The organism is Pontibacter sp. LHS2 (assembly GCF_058932845.1).
Genome location: NZ_JBZYWG010000003.1, coordinates 931,132 through 946,539 on the forward strand (window position 1 = coordinate 931,132; position 15,408 = coordinate 946,539).

The 15,408-nt window shown below is 48.2% G+C and carries 19 protein-coding genes; 13 read left to right on the top strand and 6 right to left on the bottom strand.

Annotated features, from left to right (window positions below; translation table 11 throughout):
- Positions 1–54: 54 nt before the first annotated feature.
- Positions 55–1,518 carry a tyrosine-type recombinase/integrase gene (locus tag AC5FX6_RS17470; protein WP_493598243.1) on the bottom strand — a complete coding sequence of 488 codons (1,464 nt, stop codon included), beginning with the start codon at positions 1,516–1,518 and terminating at the stop codon, positions 55–57.
- Positions 1,519–1,879: 361 nt separating this feature from the next.
- Between AC5FX6_RS17470 and AC5FX6_RS17475 the strand changes: the two genes are divergently transcribed.
- Positions 1,880–2,215 (top strand): hypothetical protein, encoded by a 336-nt coding sequence (locus tag AC5FX6_RS17475; protein WP_493598244.1) that lies wholly within the window; start codon positions 1,880–1,882, stop codon positions 2,213–2,215.
- Between the two features lie 71 nt (positions 2,216–2,286).
- On the opposite strand, the gene AC5FX6_RS17480 is transcribed toward AC5FX6_RS17475, so the two are convergent.
- Positions 2,287–2,655 (bottom strand): T9SS type A sorting domain-containing protein, encoded by a 369-nt coding sequence (locus AC5FX6_RS17480; RefSeq protein ID WP_493598245.1) that lies wholly within the window; start codon positions 2,653–2,655, stop codon positions 2,287–2,289.
- A gap of 161 nt (positions 2,656–2,816) precedes the next feature.
- Between AC5FX6_RS17480 and AC5FX6_RS17485 the strand changes: the two genes are divergently transcribed.
- The 4 genes from AC5FX6_RS17485 to AC5FX6_RS17500 all read left to right on the top strand — a co-directional run bounded on the left by AC5FX6_RS17485 (position 2,817) and on the right by AC5FX6_RS17500 (position 6,288).
- Complete coding sequence (locus AC5FX6_RS17485) at positions 2,817–3,926, top strand: NAD(P)/FAD-dependent oxidoreductase (protein ID WP_493598246.1); 1,110 nt, start codon at positions 2,817–2,819, stop codon at positions 3,924–3,926.
- Between the two features lie 181 nt (positions 3,927–4,107).
- Positions 4,108–5,229, top strand: coding sequence for a type III polyketide synthase (locus tag AC5FX6_RS17490; RefSeq protein ID WP_493598247.1), 1,122 nt, complete (start codon positions 4,108–4,110; stop codon positions 5,227–5,229).
- On the top strand, positions 5,210–5,911 hold the full coding sequence (locus AC5FX6_RS17495; protein WP_493598248.1) for a methyltransferase domain-containing protein: 702 nt from the start codon (positions 5,210–5,212) through the stop codon (positions 5,909–5,911). Before AC5FX6_RS17490 ends, AC5FX6_RS17495 begins: the two co-directional genes overlap by 20 nt.
- A gap of 164 nt (positions 5,912–6,075) precedes the next feature.
- Positions 6,076–6,288: a hypothetical protein gene (locus tag AC5FX6_RS17500; RefSeq protein ID WP_493598249.1), complete on the top strand. Its 213-nt coding sequence runs from the start codon at positions 6,076–6,078 to the stop codon at positions 6,286–6,288.
- A gap of 2 nt (positions 6,289–6,290) precedes the next feature.
- Here AC5FX6_RS17500 and AC5FX6_RS17505 read toward each other — a convergent pair whose 3' ends face one another.
- Positions 6,291–7,193, bottom strand: coding sequence for a histone deacetylase family protein (locus tag AC5FX6_RS17505; RefSeq protein WP_493598250.1), 903 nt, complete (start codon positions 7,191–7,193; stop codon positions 6,291–6,293).
- Between the two features lie 564 nt (positions 7,194–7,757).
- Between AC5FX6_RS17505 and AC5FX6_RS17510 the strand changes: the two genes are divergently transcribed.
- The 3 genes from AC5FX6_RS17510 to AC5FX6_RS17520 all read left to right on the top strand — a co-directional run bounded on the left by AC5FX6_RS17510 (position 7,758) and on the right by AC5FX6_RS17520 (position 9,946).
- Positions 7,758–8,387 (top strand): porin family protein, encoded by a 630-nt coding sequence (locus AC5FX6_RS17510; protein WP_493598251.1) that lies wholly within the window; start codon positions 7,758–7,760, stop codon positions 8,385–8,387.
- A gap of 163 nt (positions 8,388–8,550) precedes the next feature.
- The gene (locus AC5FX6_RS17515) at positions 8,551–9,273 is read left to right on the top strand and encodes a YceI family protein (RefSeq protein ID WP_493598252.1); all 723 of its coding nucleotides are present in this window, start codon (positions 8,551–8,553) and stop codon (positions 9,271–9,273) included.
- A gap of 127 nt (positions 9,274–9,400) precedes the next feature.
- Positions 9,401–9,946: a DUF6992 family protein gene (locus AC5FX6_RS17520; RefSeq protein ID WP_493598253.1), complete on the top strand. Its 546-nt coding sequence runs from the start codon at positions 9,401–9,403 to the stop codon at positions 9,944–9,946.
- Between the two features lie 81 nt (positions 9,947–10,027).
- Here AC5FX6_RS17520 and AC5FX6_RS17525 read toward each other — a convergent pair whose 3' ends face one another.
- Entirely contained in the window at positions 10,028–10,585 is a 558-nt protein-coding gene (locus tag AC5FX6_RS17525) for a type 1 glutamine amidotransferase domain-containing protein (protein WP_493598254.1), read from the bottom strand.
- A 115-nt stretch (positions 10,586–10,700) separates the two neighbouring features.
- On the opposite strand from AC5FX6_RS17525, the gene AC5FX6_RS17530 reads away from it, so the two are divergent.
- Both AC5FX6_RS17530 and AC5FX6_RS17535 read left to right on the top strand, forming a co-directional pair.
- Positions 10,701–11,198: a TlpA disulfide reductase family protein gene (locus AC5FX6_RS17530; protein WP_493598255.1), complete on the top strand. Its 498-nt coding sequence runs from the start codon at positions 10,701–10,703 to the stop codon at positions 11,196–11,198.
- 9 nt (positions 11,199–11,207) lie between these two features.
- Positions 11,208–11,843 carry a thioredoxin family protein gene (locus tag AC5FX6_RS17535; protein WP_493598256.1) on the top strand — a complete coding sequence of 212 codons (636 nt, stop codon included), beginning with the start codon at positions 11,208–11,210 and terminating at the stop codon, positions 11,841–11,843.
- Between the two features lie 3 nt (positions 11,844–11,846).
- Here AC5FX6_RS17535 and AC5FX6_RS17540 read toward each other — a convergent pair whose 3' ends face one another.
- The gene (locus AC5FX6_RS17540; RefSeq protein ID WP_493598257.1) at positions 11,847–12,224 is read right to left on the bottom strand and encodes a hypothetical protein; all 378 of its coding nucleotides are present in this window, start codon (positions 12,222–12,224) and stop codon (positions 11,847–11,849) included.
- 291 nt (positions 12,225–12,515) lie between these two features.
- On the opposite strand from AC5FX6_RS17540, the gene AC5FX6_RS17545 reads away from it, so the two are divergent.
- From AC5FX6_RS17545 to AC5FX6_RS17555, 3 genes are all read left to right on the top strand, one after another.
- On the top strand, positions 12,516–13,136 hold the full coding sequence (locus tag AC5FX6_RS17545) for a C40 family peptidase (RefSeq protein WP_493598258.1): 621 nt from the start codon (positions 12,516–12,518) through the stop codon (positions 13,134–13,136).
- Positions 13,137–13,313: 177 nt separating this feature from the next.
- A complete protein-coding gene (locus tag AC5FX6_RS17550) occupies positions 13,314–14,006 on the top strand; it encodes a YkvA family protein (RefSeq protein ID WP_493598259.1) in 693 nt (230 codons plus the stop codon).
- A gap of 242 nt (positions 14,007–14,248) precedes the next feature.
- Positions 14,249–14,989 (top strand): M48 family metallopeptidase, encoded by a 741-nt coding sequence (locus AC5FX6_RS17555; RefSeq protein WP_493598260.1) that lies wholly within the window; start codon positions 14,249–14,251, stop codon positions 14,987–14,989.
- A gap of 161 nt (positions 14,990–15,150) precedes the next feature.
- On the opposite strand, the gene AC5FX6_RS17560 is transcribed toward AC5FX6_RS17555, so the two are convergent.
- On the bottom strand, positions 15,151–15,408 hold the full coding sequence (locus tag AC5FX6_RS17560) for an acyl carrier protein (RefSeq protein ID WP_493598261.1): 258 nt from the start codon (positions 15,406–15,408) through the stop codon (positions 15,151–15,153).

Below are 15,408 nucleotides of genomic sequence, written 5' to 3' on the forward strand. Positions count from 1 at the left end.
GCAACTGTCGAGCAATTGCAGGTGCTTATTTGTTTTATACGAGATAAAAATTGATTATTTACTAAACAGCTTAGATGCGATTTGCTTGTTGATCGTGTCCGTTTTTGATCTATTGAATCCACTTAAATACTTCTCTGTGATATTCAATCCAGAATGCCCCAACGCTGCGGATATATTGTACACATCAACGTCACTGTTCAGAAGTAGACTTGCATACGAAGATCGGCTCAGGTGGCTCTTGAAGGTTGTTTCTATCTTAGCTAATTTTTGCAAATCCTTCAACTGCCGATTATACACGATACTTTTATGCTTTATGATTTTGTATTGTACATCTGTCACTTTCGAGAAGTCATTATTCTTGATGTTACTAAAATCAACATCCTGTAAAAAGTCGAAGATGAAAACTTCTGGGTTGTCTTTTCCAAATTGAGAAATAATAGTTTGATAGCTTAAAAATAGTTGATTCTGCACATTCCGTATGTTTTCAAACATTTCCTTATTTGGCATCATCTCATTCATCTCAGTTTTTTTAGATCGATCACGGATGATAATATCAAATCCACTCTGAATATTAATACTTCGCAAATAGTTTATAGCCGTGTGCTTCAAATCATCCAATTCGCTCTCAATAGATTGGATCTTCGATAATTTGATGTCGTGATGCAGCAAGTACTTTTTAAACTGGTAGATGAAGATATCCCAAACCGCATCGGAAATATACACAGACATAAAGGTGTTTGTTTTAAACATGGTGTAGTCTATGTTATCACCAGCAATCATGCTGTATCGCAGCAATTGCAGATCTGATACTCTCATTCCTTGCAGAAGCATTTGGGTGAGGAATTTGTTGCGCACATCATGTAACGGATCACTCTCAGGTATATCGGTTTTTATTAACTTCTTAATTTCATCCTCAGATAATGCCGACCGCTTTATTTTAGTATTCTTGAATTCAACTGAGATGAATGGATGTCGAATGTAATTGTATTGATTTTCAGCAATTGCACCATTCAGTACTTGTTTCACCAGTTTTAAATAATGTGTTGCTGTATTACTGGTCGCTTTTTTCAAAATGAAGATTCTGAAATCGTATAGCAAGCCAGAATTTATTTCATGATATAAGAGATCTTTCTTCCCTATTGAAGCCAAAAACGCTTCAAGTTTTTTTAGAACACCTTCATATTTAATTCTGCTACCCAGATTATCGTAACGCTTAACGAATCTTTTAAAGTAGTTTAAGAACGAAAGTTTCGTAGGAATCGGCACATACTCTGGCTGTGCTCGGTAAGCAGCAAACTCTTTTAACTTTGTTTCAATATCGTCATTGATTGACTGGTAATCAATCACATCATTCTTCCTTACAGTACCAGATTTTTTATTCCAGAAACGTGCAGGAATCTTTATTTTTAGTGAATGAAAGGTATGTTTCTGGTCTATTGATTCCCTTATATTGATGATCCCAACTGTGTCGGTTTTATATTTTAAGCGGAGGACTGCTTTGTGCGTTACATTTGCCATTATTGCGTATCTTGTATTGGCTAAAAATAGTCAGGAAATTTACACATCACAACAGGCGTGTATATTTTGGTGTATATTATTTTTGAATATCGCAGAGAAAATATAATGATAAAAAATACACAAAATACTGTAAATCAATTATATACATAAACTAAGCTTTAATAGAAGTTTCCTAAACTTTAGATCCAGGTTCGATTCCTGGCAGGGCCACGATTTGAAAGGCATTTTTTAGGTGATATAGGGGAACTAAACCCTTGCAGCTCTACTTAACAGTAAGAGCCCTAGCTACTTTGCAATGGCACTATATTTCCAATTTCATATTTTATTCTCTATATTGGAGCTGAAGCCACTCTCAAACACCATGAAAACAACTTTAACTGCATGCATGCTGGCGGTCTTCGTCAGCCTGACGGCCTGCGACAGCGAACAGCGCAGCATGGAGGTAGACGGATCAGCCGCTACCGTCGCCAGCGAGACTGGTGAGCTCCCTGCTGACGTGCTGTATGCGACCCGGCCCCTGATTGGTGGGGAAATATACAGAACAGCTAGCTTTCAGGCTAGCAGCCTGCTGCATTTCGACACCACGCAACTCATTCAAGTGCTCGACACAACTGACGAGATGTTTGTGAAAGCACGGGTGCACCGCGATACTTCTGCTTATATCGGTTTTGTATCCAAAGCAATATTGCCGGAATAGCACCCTAAAGCATCAAATAACAAAGGCCGCTCTGCATGCAGAGCGGCCTTTGTTATTTCATGTATGTTCTGTTACTTGACTACAACTCTTCTTACAGAGCTGTACCCTTCAGCTTCTATCTTCACATAATATAGCCCCTTCGCGAGCCGGGTCAGGTCGATCGTTTTGGTCGTCAGAATATCCGGGTGGCTAATCACTTCCTGATGCACTTCGTTTCCGATCACATTCAAAATGCGCAGCTCTACCTGCCGGACATCCAGCTGGGCAAACGAAATCGTAAAAACCCCGTTGTTGGGGTTAGGGTAAATAGCTACATCTTTATCCTGTTGCTCCAGGCTCTTATTCTTTGTCTCAGTTTGCCCTGGACCCGACTCACGTACCTGAGCCTGTGCCAGTAAAACTGCCATGGAGAAAAAGAGAGTAAGTATAATTTGTTTCATATTGAAAATTAAGATCTTGTCCTTCTTAGTATATACAAAAGTTATTCCATATTGTTAACGTCTGGAGCAATTATTTGTTCTTGCATTTTACACGCCGGATCGAATGCATTCACCAAATAGCAGAAAGTTTTTTTGGACTTAGAACATATAGCCTGTCACTTATGCAGATCGCAGTTATCGGAGGAGGCCTTGCCGGTCTGACCAGTGCTATTGCGCTGGCCGGGCAGGGCTTTGCTGTGACACTTATCGAAAAAAAATCCTACCCACTGCATAAGGTCTGCGGTGAGTATATCTCAAATGAGGTGCTCCCTTATTTGCGTGCCATCGGGGCCGATCCGGTGGCGCTCCGACCCGCTGCGATCTCCCGTTTTATGCTCACTTCACCCAAGGGCATTACGCTGGAGTCGCCGCTTGACCTGGGTGGGTTTGGTCTGAGCCGCTATACCCTCGACCACTTCCTGTACCAGGTAGCCTTAGCGAAAGGGGTGCAGGTACGGCTACAGACAACCGTGCAGGATGTGCAGTTCGCTGACAACCATTTTGTACTAAAATTGTCAGACGGCGACACCCTTGCAACTGAGGTTACGCTGGGGGCCTATGGCAAACGCAGCACCCTGGATCGACAGTTGAGTCGCTCTTTCTTTGCAAAGCGCTCCCCGTACATTGGCGTCAAGTACCACCTCCGGCTTGACATGCCCACTGACCTGATCGCGCTCCACAATTTCAAGGATGGCTATGCCGGTATTTCTGCCATTGAAGACGGGCGTTACTGCTTCTGCTACCTGACTACCCGCGAAAACCTGCGCCGCCACGGTTCTATACCGGCCATGGAGCAAGCCATCCTGTATCAGAATCCACACCTGCGCAGCATTTTCGGAGAGGCCGAGTTTCTGTATGAGCAACCCGAGGTTATCAATGAGATATCTTTTGCCACCAAAACCTGCGTGGAGAACCATATGCTGATGTGCGGCGACGCAGCCGGCATGATTACACCGCTTTGCGGCAACGGCATGGCCATGGCCATACATGCGGGAAAGCTGGCGGCGGAGCAGGTCGCGCATTACTTCCACAACGGTCGAGATCGGCAGGCCCTAGAAACAGGCTATACCCAAGCCTGGAAAGAGCAGTTTGAGCAACGCCTGCAGATAGGCCGTACAGTGCAGCGACTTTTCGGAAACCCTTTGCTTTCGGAAGTGGCGGTGGGTACGCTGCGCTATGTACCGGCAGCGGTGCGGCTGATCATGCGCCAGACTCACGGGCAACCTTTCTGATCCTTTACATCTTAAAGCAGCCACTTTCGTACTTATCCAAACCTATGGCTGTATCTTTTTATAGAAATACACGAACATAGCGTTTGCTTGTCTGTTGCTGCTATACTTAATGATAGCTGGGCAGGCCCAGGTATAACACATCTATTGCTCTGAAACAAATTCTAAGAACAGACACCTGCTTATGAAAAGCTATATATGCGGTATCGGTACGGCTAACCCGCCACATAAAATCCCGCAGATGCAGGTGGCCGACTTTATGGCTGCTGCCCTGCAAATGGACGAACAGGATAGCCGGAAGCTCAAAGCCCTTTACCGCGTGTCGGGTATCAGACAGCGCTACAGTGTGCTCGAAGACTTTACCCGCCAGAACGGTGACTTCACTTTCTTCCCGAACACCCTCGACCTGGAGCCTTTCCCGACCGTGCAGAAACGCATGGAGGTATACCGCAAGCACGCCCTTGACCTATCAGAGCAGGCCGTGCGCAACTGCCTTGCCCAGGTAAGCAATACTTCCCTTCAGAATCTGACACACCTGATCACGGTAAGCTGCACCGGCATGTATGCGCCCGGCCTCGATATTGAGTTGGTAGAGCGTCTTGAACTGAATACCTGTGTACAACGCACGGCCGTGAATTTCATGGGTTGCTATGCCGCTTTCAATGCCATCAAACTGGCAGATGCCATCTGCAAAGCCGACCCCAATGCCCGGGTCATGCTGGTGTGCACGGAGATATGCACTATCCATTTCCAGAAGAATCCCGAACAGGATCACCTGGTATCGAATGCGCTGTTCGGCGATGGTGCCGCTGCAGTGCTTATGCAAGGGCAGCCTTGCCAGGAAGTGAGTCTTGAGCTGCAGTCTTTCCACTGCGATCTGGCTCCGGCCGGTAAGCGGGAGATGGCCTGGCATATCGGCGACACCGGTTTTGAAATGACTCTGTCCTCATACGTGCCGGACCTGATCAAAAAAGGCATCAAGCAGCTGACCGAGCGCTTACTGCAAGGGCTGCGCACCACTGTGTCGGAGATCAAGCTCTTTGCCATACACCCCGGCGGACGTCGCATACTGGAAGTGATAGAGCAGGAACTGGGCATGACGCGTGACGACAACCGTTTTGCCTACCGGGTACTGCACGAGTTCGGCAACATGTCGTCGGCCACGGTGCTGTTTGTACTCAAAGAACTAATGGAGAGTCTGACCACCCAGGAAAAAGACGAGCCGGTGCTGAGCTTCGCTTTTGGCCCGGGCCTGACATTGGAATCGATGCTACTGAAAGTGCACTATGCTGAAACAAAGGTCTAACCAAGCCGAACTGATGGACGACCTCAGCCTGTCAGGAGACGAGCTGCGGCGCAACCTCGAAGAACTGGAAGTGATCAACACCTGGCTGGGTGGCTATAAGGTGGTGCTTGACGCTTTGGAAAAACTCTTGAATGGTTACGAAGGCCCGCCCTTACGCATTGCCGACATCGGCTGCGGTGGTGGTGACACGCTGCGTCACATTGCCAAGTGGGCCCGCCGCAAAAATGTTCCACTGCAACTTATAGGTATAGATGCCAACGATTTTATGGTGCAGTATGCCCGGCAACGCTGCGGTGGCTTCCCAGAGATCACATTGGAGCAATATGATGTTTTCTCGGAGGCTTTCCAGAAACAGCACTACGACATCGTAGTATGCAGCCTGTTTTGCCACCACTTCACCGATGACCAACTGGTACAGATGTTCCGACAGCTGCACCGACAGGCAGGTATAGCCGTTATTGTGAATGACCTGCACCGACACTGGCTGGCCTATCATTCCATCAGGTTGCTCACACATTTTTTCTCTGATTCCTATCTTGTCAAAAACGACGCGCCGCTTTCAGTATGGCGGGCTTTCCGAAGAGAGGAACTGCAAAGGCTGGTGCAAGAGGCAGGTATAGACAGGTATAGTCTGCGCTGGATGTGGGCATTTCGCTGGCAACTGCTTTTGAAAAAAGCCTAACAATTAGTATCTTAACAAGGTATACCAATCAACTCCCTTATGATGCGATAGTTCAATGTGCTTTACCGGCCCGGATACTGCCGGCCTCTTTGGCATTGTATGCCGCTGGGGCTACGGCACTCCTCTAACAGGTATCGCTTAGTCGCTCACTTAAACCTTTTAACATGAACAAAAGCACGCTTAATTTCTGGATCCTCTTCGTGGTTTCCATTATTATCTCCGCTCTCGTCATCTCTATTTTTGTGAAGGTGCTCAAGGCTGTCCTGTTTGTGATCCTGGTGCTGGTATTGGCTCCGATCATCTATATTCTACTTAAGCTGATATTGCCCGGCGCAAGAGGCAAGAGCGAGGATGATAAACTGAAGTCTAGACCATAGGGTTAAAAGAATAGCTGCTGCGCCAGCCTAAACGTGTTGGCGTGCGCTTCTACAATGTGCGCGATCTGTTTGGAGTAGCCACCACCCATACTCACAGCTACAGGTATGCGGTGGCGTGCACAGGCCTCCAGCACCATGCGGTCGCGCTCTTTGCAGCCGGCTATGCTCATACCCAGCTTCCCGAGCTTGTCAGTAGCCAGCACATCCACCCCTGACTGAAAAAACACAAACTCCGGCTGCTGCTCATCCAGCAGGCAGGGCAGATGCTCCCCGAGCAGCTTCAGGTAAGTTTTGTCGTCAGTGCCTTCTGCCAACGGCACATCCAGGTCCGACTGTTCCTTATGGAATGGATAGTTGTGTCCGCCGTGCATACTGAAGGTATACACCCGCGGCTCGTTCCGAAAGATCTGCGCCGTACCGTTGCCCTGGTGCACATCCAGATCCACTACCAGCACTTTCTTGATTCCCTTATACCTGAGCAGGTGGTTTGCCGCGATGGCGATGTCATTAAGCAGGCAGAAGCCCTCTCCCCTATCCGTAAAGGCATGGTGTGTGCCGCCGGCTATGTTCATACTAATACCAAACTCCAGCGCAAATAGGGCTGCCTGCACCGTGCCATTCATGATCACGATCTCACGCTGCACCAGTTGGTCTGAAAGCGGGAATCCTGTTTTGCGAATTTCTGAAGGCGTCAGTTCCAGGTTGCGCAGGCGCTGCCAGTAGGTGGCGTCATGGGTATCGAGAATGTACTCCTCTTGGAGTGGCTCGGGGGCAAAAAGGTTTTCCTGGGTAATCGTCCCTTCATAGAGCAGTTGTTCAGGCAGCAGATCATATTTGGCCATCGGGAAACGATGCCCCTCAGGCAGTGCATGTGCGAATACTTCGGACCAGGCGATTTTCAGCATAATGCAAAATTAACATTTATACACCACCTCTGGTTTATCCACCATCTCATTTTCTGCTATCCTATAACCGCTCTACCTACCCTTTCTGCCTGATTCCCTAACCGGTATCCCAGCGCCTTCCCAAGTTGTTCATACCTGATTTTCAGTACAATTATGTACTCACAACATTATGTAAAGCGGGCTGTTCACATAGGTGCATAAATTCATGAAACCCTATATAATTGCCCACAAATGCGCATTCAGAATGTGGAAAAATGTGGATAACTATGTTGATTAAGGTGAATTATCCACCATTTCGTGTTAACTCCATGTTAATTTCAGGTAAATTTTAATCTCATGCACCCCTGTTTAGCTCTTCTTACGCACCGCCTGACTCTTGAAGCAGTCCTATAAAGCCAGGTGGCACTATCTGTTTCAGGCTCCTATAAGCATGCATAATAGACTGATCGAAAAAAGGCCCGCAACCTTTATGAACTAAAAAACGATATATATAGATTAACTAATAAAAGTCACAGTTTAGCCTAGGCTACCGTAGACTTTACTTGAAACCAACCAGATAAAACCATGAAAAAACCCATACTACTACTCGTTGCATTCCTTATTTCGTTAGGAGCTTTCGCTCAGTCCGACTACGGACCTTCCGCCGGTCAGCAGAACCACAATCTGTTTAGCGGCACAGGCACCAACTCTGGCTTTGGCATAAAAGGTGGTGTGAACTTCGCCACACTTCGCGGCAGTGATAAAGATGTGCTGGGCAACTTCAGTGGCCTAACTACTTTCCATGCCGGTGTGTATACACAATTTGCGCTTGGCAGCACTTTTTCCATCCAGCCAGAGGCAATCTATTCACGCAAAGGCATGGAGCGCAACGACTCCACCTTCCGCTTCGACTACCTGGAGGTACCTATTTTGGCCGTGTTCAATATCACAGAAAACGTGAGCGTGCATTTTGGCCCGCAGGTAGGCATCCTAATGTCGGCGAAGGAAGAAGACACGGAAGTGAGCATAGAGCCGCTTAATACCTTCGCTTATGGCGTAGCGGCCGGTGCCGAGGCACGTCTGAGCATTTTCAGACTGGGAGCCCGCTACAACCTGAGCATGGAGGACCTCCGCAAAGAAAATAACCTGGGACAGAAGATAAATCAGGATGTAAAGCACGGTGTGTTCCAGGTATACCTGGGCATAGGCTTTTAACTCATTACTCACCTTTGATCTCCTCGATACAGGGGCCTGCTACCAGGTCCCTGTATTGTTTTAGGTACAGGTATGCCTGGCTTGATTTTCAGCCCTTTGTCTTCGTATGACGTATTTTATAATGCAAAAACACCCTCGTGCTACCAGGCACAGCATTATACTTATGAATACGCACCAGATACGAACCTTCTATACCTTGCTTTGGGCTCTGCTGGCATTTGCCGGTATGGCCTGCGACACTACCGTGAAAACCGACGAAGCCGAAATAGGCGCAGCCGTGCGCTCACTCGGCCCAGGCAAACCTGACCAGATCTTTCAGATTGACACTGCCAAGAGCTCCGTTACCTGGATAGGCGCTAAAGTGACGGGACGCCACAATGGCCTTATACCTATCAAGGAAGGCAGCATTACACTGCATAACGGCGAACCGCATGGCGGCAAGGCAGTATTTGACATGGCCAATGTGCGGTCGGATGACAAATCTGTTGACGAGGCGGGTAATAAGAAACTGACCAAACACCTCCGCTCTTCCGACTTTTTTGATGTGGAACAGCACCCGATTGCCTCATTCGTGATCACTTCCTTTGCCCCTTATGATAGTACCGAGCGACAAGACGTGCCTGCACCTGCTGGCAACACAAAGCAACTGCGCATCAAGGACCCCAACCATAAAGTGACTGGCAACCTCACCATTAAGGGTATCACCAAGAGCATCAGCTTTCCTGCCCGCATCGAACAGGAAGACTCTGTGCTACGTGCCAAAGCCAACTTCAACATTGATCGTACACACTGGAAAATCACTTACGGATCTGACCAGTCCCTTGGAAACAGGACGATTTACCCATCTGTCAATATTGGACTTGACATAGTAGCCCGGCGACAATAACCTAACCAACAAACACTTAGAGCAACAATTGCGTTACAGCAATTGTACTGTTCCCGCATTTATTCCGGCGCAACTATGCTAAACTCACCCGTAGTACGTTCCTACACAAACCATTTGTGAACATATTATGAGAAAATTCCTTTGCCTGTTGCCTCTTTTGCTAATCTGTCTCACGGCCAACGCCCAGGGCAGTACCATAGCGGCATTCAACCTGAAACAGGCAGAGACGTTGAAATTTGGCATGCTGGCACTGGGGGCCTGGGCACTTATCAACATCCTCATCAGTAGCATCAAACTCACCAAATCGTCGCGCAACAAACGTTATTTTTTCCAGATGAACATCTACTGGAATATCGTAAACCTGATCATTGCAGGCGGCTCACTTTACTATATCCTCTCAGTGGACCCCACTATGCGGTCTTTATCCGAAACCGTCGGTTTTCACCATTGGAATCTTAAGCTGCTATACCTGAGCATTGGCCTCGACCTGGCCTTTCTGATGCTGGCCGCTTACCTGAAAGAGCTGTCGTTGAGTTCTCCCAAAGCAGAGCAATACCTGGGCTACGGACAGTCTATCACGCTGCAGGCACTATTCTTACTGGTGCTTGATATCACCTTGGTTGTATTGCTGGAAGGGCGCACAGAACAGTTGCTGCCGCTAATACAGGGTTAAGGTATAGCCTTCAAAAAAAGTCGCCGTGCCCTACCTGTTCAGGTATAGCACGGCGGCTTCTGTTATTTCCTAAAGTATGACCTAGCGCGGGTCGTGGCGACCTTCGGCAAACTCCTCTATGATCTTCTTGTTGAAGGCAGGTATATCGTCCGGGTTGCGGCTTGTCACCAGACCATTGTCCACTACCACTTCCTGATCCACCCATTCGGCACCGGCATTCTTCAGGTCGGTCTTCAGGGTATGGTAGCTCGTTACTTTCTTGCCTTGCAGCTTACCAGTCTCGATCAGCGTCCAGGGGCCGTGGCAGATGGCGGCTACCGGTTTGCCGCTTTCCATGAACTTGCTCACAAAGCTGACCACCTTTTCGTTGGCGCGCAGCTTGTCAGGGCTCATCACGCCACCTGGCAGCAACAGGCCGTTGTAGTCTTCAGCATTTACACTGTCTATGGTTTTGTCTACTTTGAATTTATCGCCCCAATCGGTATGATTCCAGCCTTTTACTTCCCCGTCTTTCAGGGCGATGATATGGGTTTGGGCACCTGCCTCCTCCAATGCTTTTTTGGGCTCAGTGAGCTCCACTTGCTCAAATCCATCGGTTACTACTATCGCTATCATTTTTCCTTCCAGTTTATTAGACATTTTAAGTTGGTTTTTATAGTTTAACATTCGTATAGTTTATTCAAAACGATTTGGAAGGCAAATTGTTAGAAGGAAGCGGCAGCAATAGAGCTGTTTTACTTTTCGTTATACTTTCATGACAACTTATTTGAAGCACTTTATACTGGTACTTGCCATCAGCCTGGCAGGAAGCACGGCGGCTCTGTCTCAAACGGTCACGACCATTAAGTTTGACCAATTGCAGGAGTTGCGCCAGGCGCCGCACGACACGTTATATGTGGTGAACTTCTGGGCTACCTGGTGCAAGCCTTGTATTAAAGAGATGCCTTATTTTGAAGCTGCCCATGCCCAGTACAAAGACCAGCCTGTGCGGGTGATTCTGGTGAGCATGGATGCGGTGCAGGATATGGAAAAACGCGTGATGCCTTTTGTGAAGAAACGCAACCTGCAGTCACGGCTATACCTGCTCGACGAAACGGATGGCAACACGTGGATAGACCGCATTGAGCCGAAGTGGTCGGGTGCTATACCTGCCACCATGTTCTTTAACAACAAGCGCGGCCAGTATGAGTTTATAGAGCGCGAAATATCACAGCAGGAATTACAGGAACTGATCACTAAGTATAAACCATAATCAATTACTATGAAGAATAACCGAATACCGTTCCTTTACATGGCATGCCTGCTGTTGGTGGGTGTGCTGATGGCAGCTATGCCTGCCTCTGACAACGCTGGCTACAAAGTAGGCGACACCGCCCGTGACTTTAAGCTGAAAAATGTGGATGGCAAGATGGTTTCCATGGCCGACTACAAAGACGCCAAAGGCTTTATTGTGACGTTCACCTGCAACACCTGCCCTTACTCGGTGGCTTACGAAGACCGCATCATCGACCTGCACAACAAGTATGCTCCGAAAGGCTATCCGGTTATCGCCATCAACCCGAACGACGTGCAGGTATCGCCAAAGGACTCTTACAAGCACATGCAGGTGCGCGCAAAGGAGAAAAAATTTCCTTTCCCGTATGTGTATGACGAAACGCAGGAGATCACCAAAGCATACGGTGCCTCTAAAACCCCTCACCTGTATGTAGTGCAGAAGCAAAAAGACGGTTCTTTTAAGGTAGCCTATATCGGCACGATAGACGACAACTCGCGTGAACCAAATAAGGTGCAGAAGAAATACGCAGAGGAAGCCCTGAACGAACTGGTTGCCGGCAAAGCTGTGAGTCAGCCAAACACCAAGGCGATCGGTTGCACCATCAAATGGCGCCAGGCATAGGTTCTAGCTTTCTTTTCTGATATCAATAGGCAAGGGCAGCTCGGTCGGTTTGATCGAGCTGTCTGCTTTTTGGGCCACCGGCAGATCGGCCTCTCCCTTCAGGCCGGCAATGCGTGCCTCCACTTCATACTTGTTGTTATAGTAGCCCACCCGCATCGACTCGCGCAGGTATAGCCATAGGAAACGCAGGTAGCCATGCTCCTGGAATTGCCGGATATGGCAAAGCTCGTGTGCCAACCAGCCTTTGTCGCGCAGAAAGGACTCCCGCCTCACACCACTCAGGTGTATGGTCTTACCCAGCACCATGGCCACGTTGCTGCTCTTGAGCACCAGGCGGGCAATGCGGGCAAAGGGCGAATTTTCAACAATTTTGTACTTCATTTTTGTAAGCTTATACCTGATACAATAGGTCAGTTAGGTTACGCTTCCAGGCCATCATAAGGGTGAACAGCCTTGAATAAAAAGTAAACAATATGCCTTTCTCCTGTGAACATCAGCTATTTACCATATTGCCAGTCTAGAAAATTGTACTTACTTTTGCTCCCTGGTTCGCCATTTTAATATTTGGCGGACAGGTTGCAGGGTATAAAGTGCAATTCAATATCTATACAACTCTACAACCATAAGGTGACAAAGTTTGCAGCTGCGGCAGTGCAAAACATGCTAAACCCTATGACAAAGACAATCATCCTGAGCGTACTGGCCATTATTTCCATTACGCTTTCTTTCTTCTACGATGTAAAAAAGCCTGAGTCGGCGCCAGCTGAAATGGAAACGGCCAGCCTCATGCTATACCCGATCCAGACCGGGGAAGACATCGCCAAAGCGCTTCAACTGCCGGTGCCCTCGCAATTCGGTGAGCCAGTGGATTCGGCCTTTTACCACCGCTACTCCCGCAAACTGGGCCTCAAGCTCGATTACAGCGAAGACAAGGACTTGCTTGAAACCGTGGCCAAGTGGCTGGGCACTCCTTACAGCTATGGCAGCAACTCCAAACGGGGAACTGACTGCTCCGGCTTTGTGACCCGCATCTACAGCGACGTATACGGCATTGACCTCAGCCGCAGCTCCCGCTCCATGTTCGACGACGTTACCCGCATCCGCAAGGACAGTGTGCGCACCGGCGACCTGGTGTTTTTCCGCCGTAGCCCCAAGCAACCGATCTTTCATGTAGGCATCTACCTCAAAGACAACAAGTTTGTACATTCCGCTACAAACGGAGGCGTGATGGTCAGTTCGCTTAAAGAGCCTTACTACCGCAACTATTACTATGCTGCTGGCCGGGTTGACTAGACCTATACCTGTATAACAGCCATTGAGAACGGGAAGCTATACCAGCTCCCGTTTTTTCGTTTATAGATCATAACAAAATTACTTGCGGAAAGGTATAGGAAGGTTGTTCGGAGTTGAGCAACTTGCGCCCGATTTATCAATACCCTTCGCAGGGGCTTACAAAATCACAAACACCTTATGACAGATCAGAACACTCAGAATCAGCAGCAGCAGAGCCCGGACGGGAAAACCATCTCCCAAAGTCAGCTGTTCAAAAACATACTCAAGAAAGCCGAGCGGTATTTAGAGCACCCTTCGCAGGTGGTGAAGCTATTGAATGACGCATTCAAGAAAGCCACTGCCAAGAAAAGCCTCGGCACCATTGCCGCAGAGGTATGGGAAAGCTTCCAGCTGCTCTCGCACATGATCAGATCAGCGGTGAACGGTGAGTACAAAGGCATACCGAACACGGTCCTGGTTGGAGGCGTGGCTGTGATCCTTTACTTCCTCATGCCGATCGACCTGATCCCTGACTTTATACCTGTGATCGGCCTTCTGGACGATGCCACACTGTTAGCCTGGTTTATGACCAGCATCAAGTCGGAGCTTGACAAGTTCAAAGAGTGGGACGAGGACCGTGCGGCACATCAGAAGTCTGTGCACATCATGGAACCGCACCATGCTGACAGCTCCTTCGGTACACCAAAGTACAGCGACCAGGCTGCTGGCACAACAGAAGTACAGCATGAGGGCCCGGCCCACGCCTCACAGGGGCATAGCTCCGAAGAGCCAGGTCACCACGAGCCCATTGTTCGCGCCTCCACAACCGACAGCAGTCGCGTAGCCAAAGACCCGCATGATGACATCCCGGAGGGCGGCAACATTCGCTAGCCTGACCACCGGAAACAATATTAAAAAGCTGCCCTTCAAGGCAGCTTTTTTTATAGCTAAAGCAAGAGGAATAGCAACTTAACTCTGCGTAAAAAAATACATAACCCCTGCACAATATAGTACTATTCAAATAAAGGAATTTGAAAAAAATTAGAAAAAAGCGGCCAGGCCATTAGTTCTTTAAGGAATTAATTTTCTATATTTGGACTGATGATTGTGTATTTTTTTAACTTTTAGCCAAAGTGTCTTCATCATTTCTACGACTTACATCCGTTAATCTGCACATCGACGGCATCGGGAAGGTTCTGATCGAACGCAGTGACAAAGCAAAGCGTCTTAGCATTAGTGTGCGTCCTATCAAGGGCGTGCGTGTAGCCGTACCTCCGCATATCAGCTTCGAAAAAGCCGAGCAGCTTATTTATACCAAAAGTGATTGGATAAAGGAGCATCAGGCCCGCATGAAGCAGCAGGAAGCCCGCGTGACCATGTACGATGGCAACACCGATTTCAAGACCCGCAGCCATACCCTGCGCCTGCTCACGCACGCTCAGTATACCATGCGCTGTGTGATTGAGAACGGTTACATCAACGTGTTCTACCCGGCTTACAAAGACGTGCGTGATAACGAGGTGCAGAAGTTCATCCGCAAGTCGATTGAAGAGGCTTACCGCAAAGAGGCCAAAGCGTATTTGCCGGAGCGTGTCAAATTCTTCGCTGACAAGTTTGGCTTTGACTATCAGAATGTGTTCATCAAGAATGCCAAATCACGCTGGGGAAGCTGCTCACACACCAATAACATCAACCTGAACCTGCACCTGATGCGCCTGCCTGACTCGCTCAGCGACTATGTGATCCTGCACGAGCTGGCGCATACCATCGAGAAAAACCATGGGCCAGGTTTCTGGGCATTGCTCGACCAGGTTTGCCCCAACTCCAAGGCGCTCGACCAGAAGTTAAAAGCCTACCGCATTTCTATTTACTAAACAGCTCGCTTATCGACAGAACGCTTACTACACTTTTTGAAAACATACGCATAACAACAGCCACATAGGACAGCACATCCTGTAAGCACCGTTGTTGCACCAAATAAAAAGCGGCCCGGGTCAAGACCCGGGCCGCTTCACTTTTATACCTACAAATGCGCTTAGCTGGCTTTCTGCATAGCGTGTGATGCTACAAAGTCCACAAAGTCACCTACGGTGTTAATAGGCACTTCGTCCGGAATAGTGATGTGGAAATTTTTCTCCAGCTCCAGGATGATATCCACTACATCCACCACATCAAAGCCGAAATCCTTTTCCAGACGGGCATTTGCCTGCAGTCGTGCAGGTCTTATCTCCTTAGTTTTGCTAATGATGCGGATAACCTCACGCTCAATAGTCTTGTCTGTTGTTGCAATCAT

Excerpts from the sequence above, each read along its gene's own strand:
- AC5FX6_RS17480 (WP_493598245.1), bottom strand. The coding sequence starts at position 2,655 with ATGAAACAAATTATACTTACTCTCTTTTTCTCCATGGCAGTTTTACTG.
- AC5FX6_RS17510 (WP_493598251.1), top strand. The coding sequence starts at position 7,758 with ATGAAAAAACCCATACTACTACTCGTTGCATTCCTTATTTCGTTAGGA.
- AC5FX6_RS17520 (WP_493598253.1), top strand. The coding sequence starts at position 9,401 with ATGAGAAAATTCCTTTGCCTGTTGCCTCTTTTGCTAATCTGTCTCACG.
- AC5FX6_RS17545 (WP_493598258.1), top strand. The coding sequence starts at position 12,516 with ATGACAAAGACAATCATCCTGAGCGTACTGGCCATTATTTCCATTACG.
- AC5FX6_RS17550 (WP_493598259.1), top strand. The coding sequence starts at position 13,314 with ATGACAGATCAGAACACTCAGAATCAGCAGCAGCAGAGCCCGGACGGG.
- AC5FX6_RS17535 (WP_493598256.1), top strand. The coding sequence starts at position 11,208 with ATGAAGAATAACCGAATACCGTTCCTTTACATGGCATGCCTGCTGTTG.
- AC5FX6_RS17495 (WP_493598248.1), top strand. The coding sequence starts at position 5,210 with ATGCTGAAACAAAGGTCTAACCAAGCCGAACTGATGGACGACCTCAGC.
- AC5FX6_RS17485 (WP_493598246.1), top strand. The coding sequence starts at position 2,817 with ATGCAGATCGCAGTTATCGGAGGAGGCCTTGCCGGTCTGACCAGTGCT.
- AC5FX6_RS17530 (WP_493598255.1), top strand. The coding sequence starts at position 10,701 with ATGACAACTTATTTGAAGCACTTTATACTGGTACTTGCCATCAGCCTG.
- AC5FX6_RS17560 (WP_493598261.1), bottom strand. The coding sequence starts at position 15,408 with ATGATTGCAACAACAGACAAGACTATTGAGCGTGAGGTTATCCGCATC.
- AC5FX6_RS17505 (WP_493598250.1), bottom strand. The coding sequence starts at position 7,193 with ATGCTGAAAATCGCCTGGTCCGAAGTATTCGCACATGCACTGCCTGAG.
- AC5FX6_RS17540 (WP_493598257.1), bottom strand. The coding sequence starts at position 12,224 with ATGAAGTACAAAATTGTTGAAAATTCGCCCTTTGCCCGCATTGCCCGC.
- AC5FX6_RS17490 (WP_493598247.1), top strand. The coding sequence starts at position 4,108 with ATGAAAAGCTATATATGCGGTATCGGTACGGCTAACCCGCCACATAAA.
- AC5FX6_RS17500 (WP_493598249.1), top strand. The coding sequence starts at position 6,076 with ATGAACAAAAGCACGCTTAATTTCTGGATCCTCTTCGTGGTTTCCATT.
- AC5FX6_RS17525 (WP_493598254.1), bottom strand. The coding sequence starts at position 10,585 with ATGTCTAATAAACTGGAAGGAAAAATGATAGCGATAGTAGTAACCGAT.
- AC5FX6_RS17470 (WP_493598243.1), bottom strand. The coding sequence starts at position 1,518 with ATGGCAAATGTAACGCACAAAGCAGTCCTCCGCTTAAAATATAAAACC.
- AC5FX6_RS17515 (WP_493598252.1), top strand. The coding sequence starts at position 8,551 with ATGAATACGCACCAGATACGAACCTTCTATACCTTGCTTTGGGCTCTG.
- AC5FX6_RS17475 (WP_493598244.1), top strand. The coding sequence starts at position 1,880 with ATGAAAACAACTTTAACTGCATGCATGCTGGCGGTCTTCGTCAGCCTG.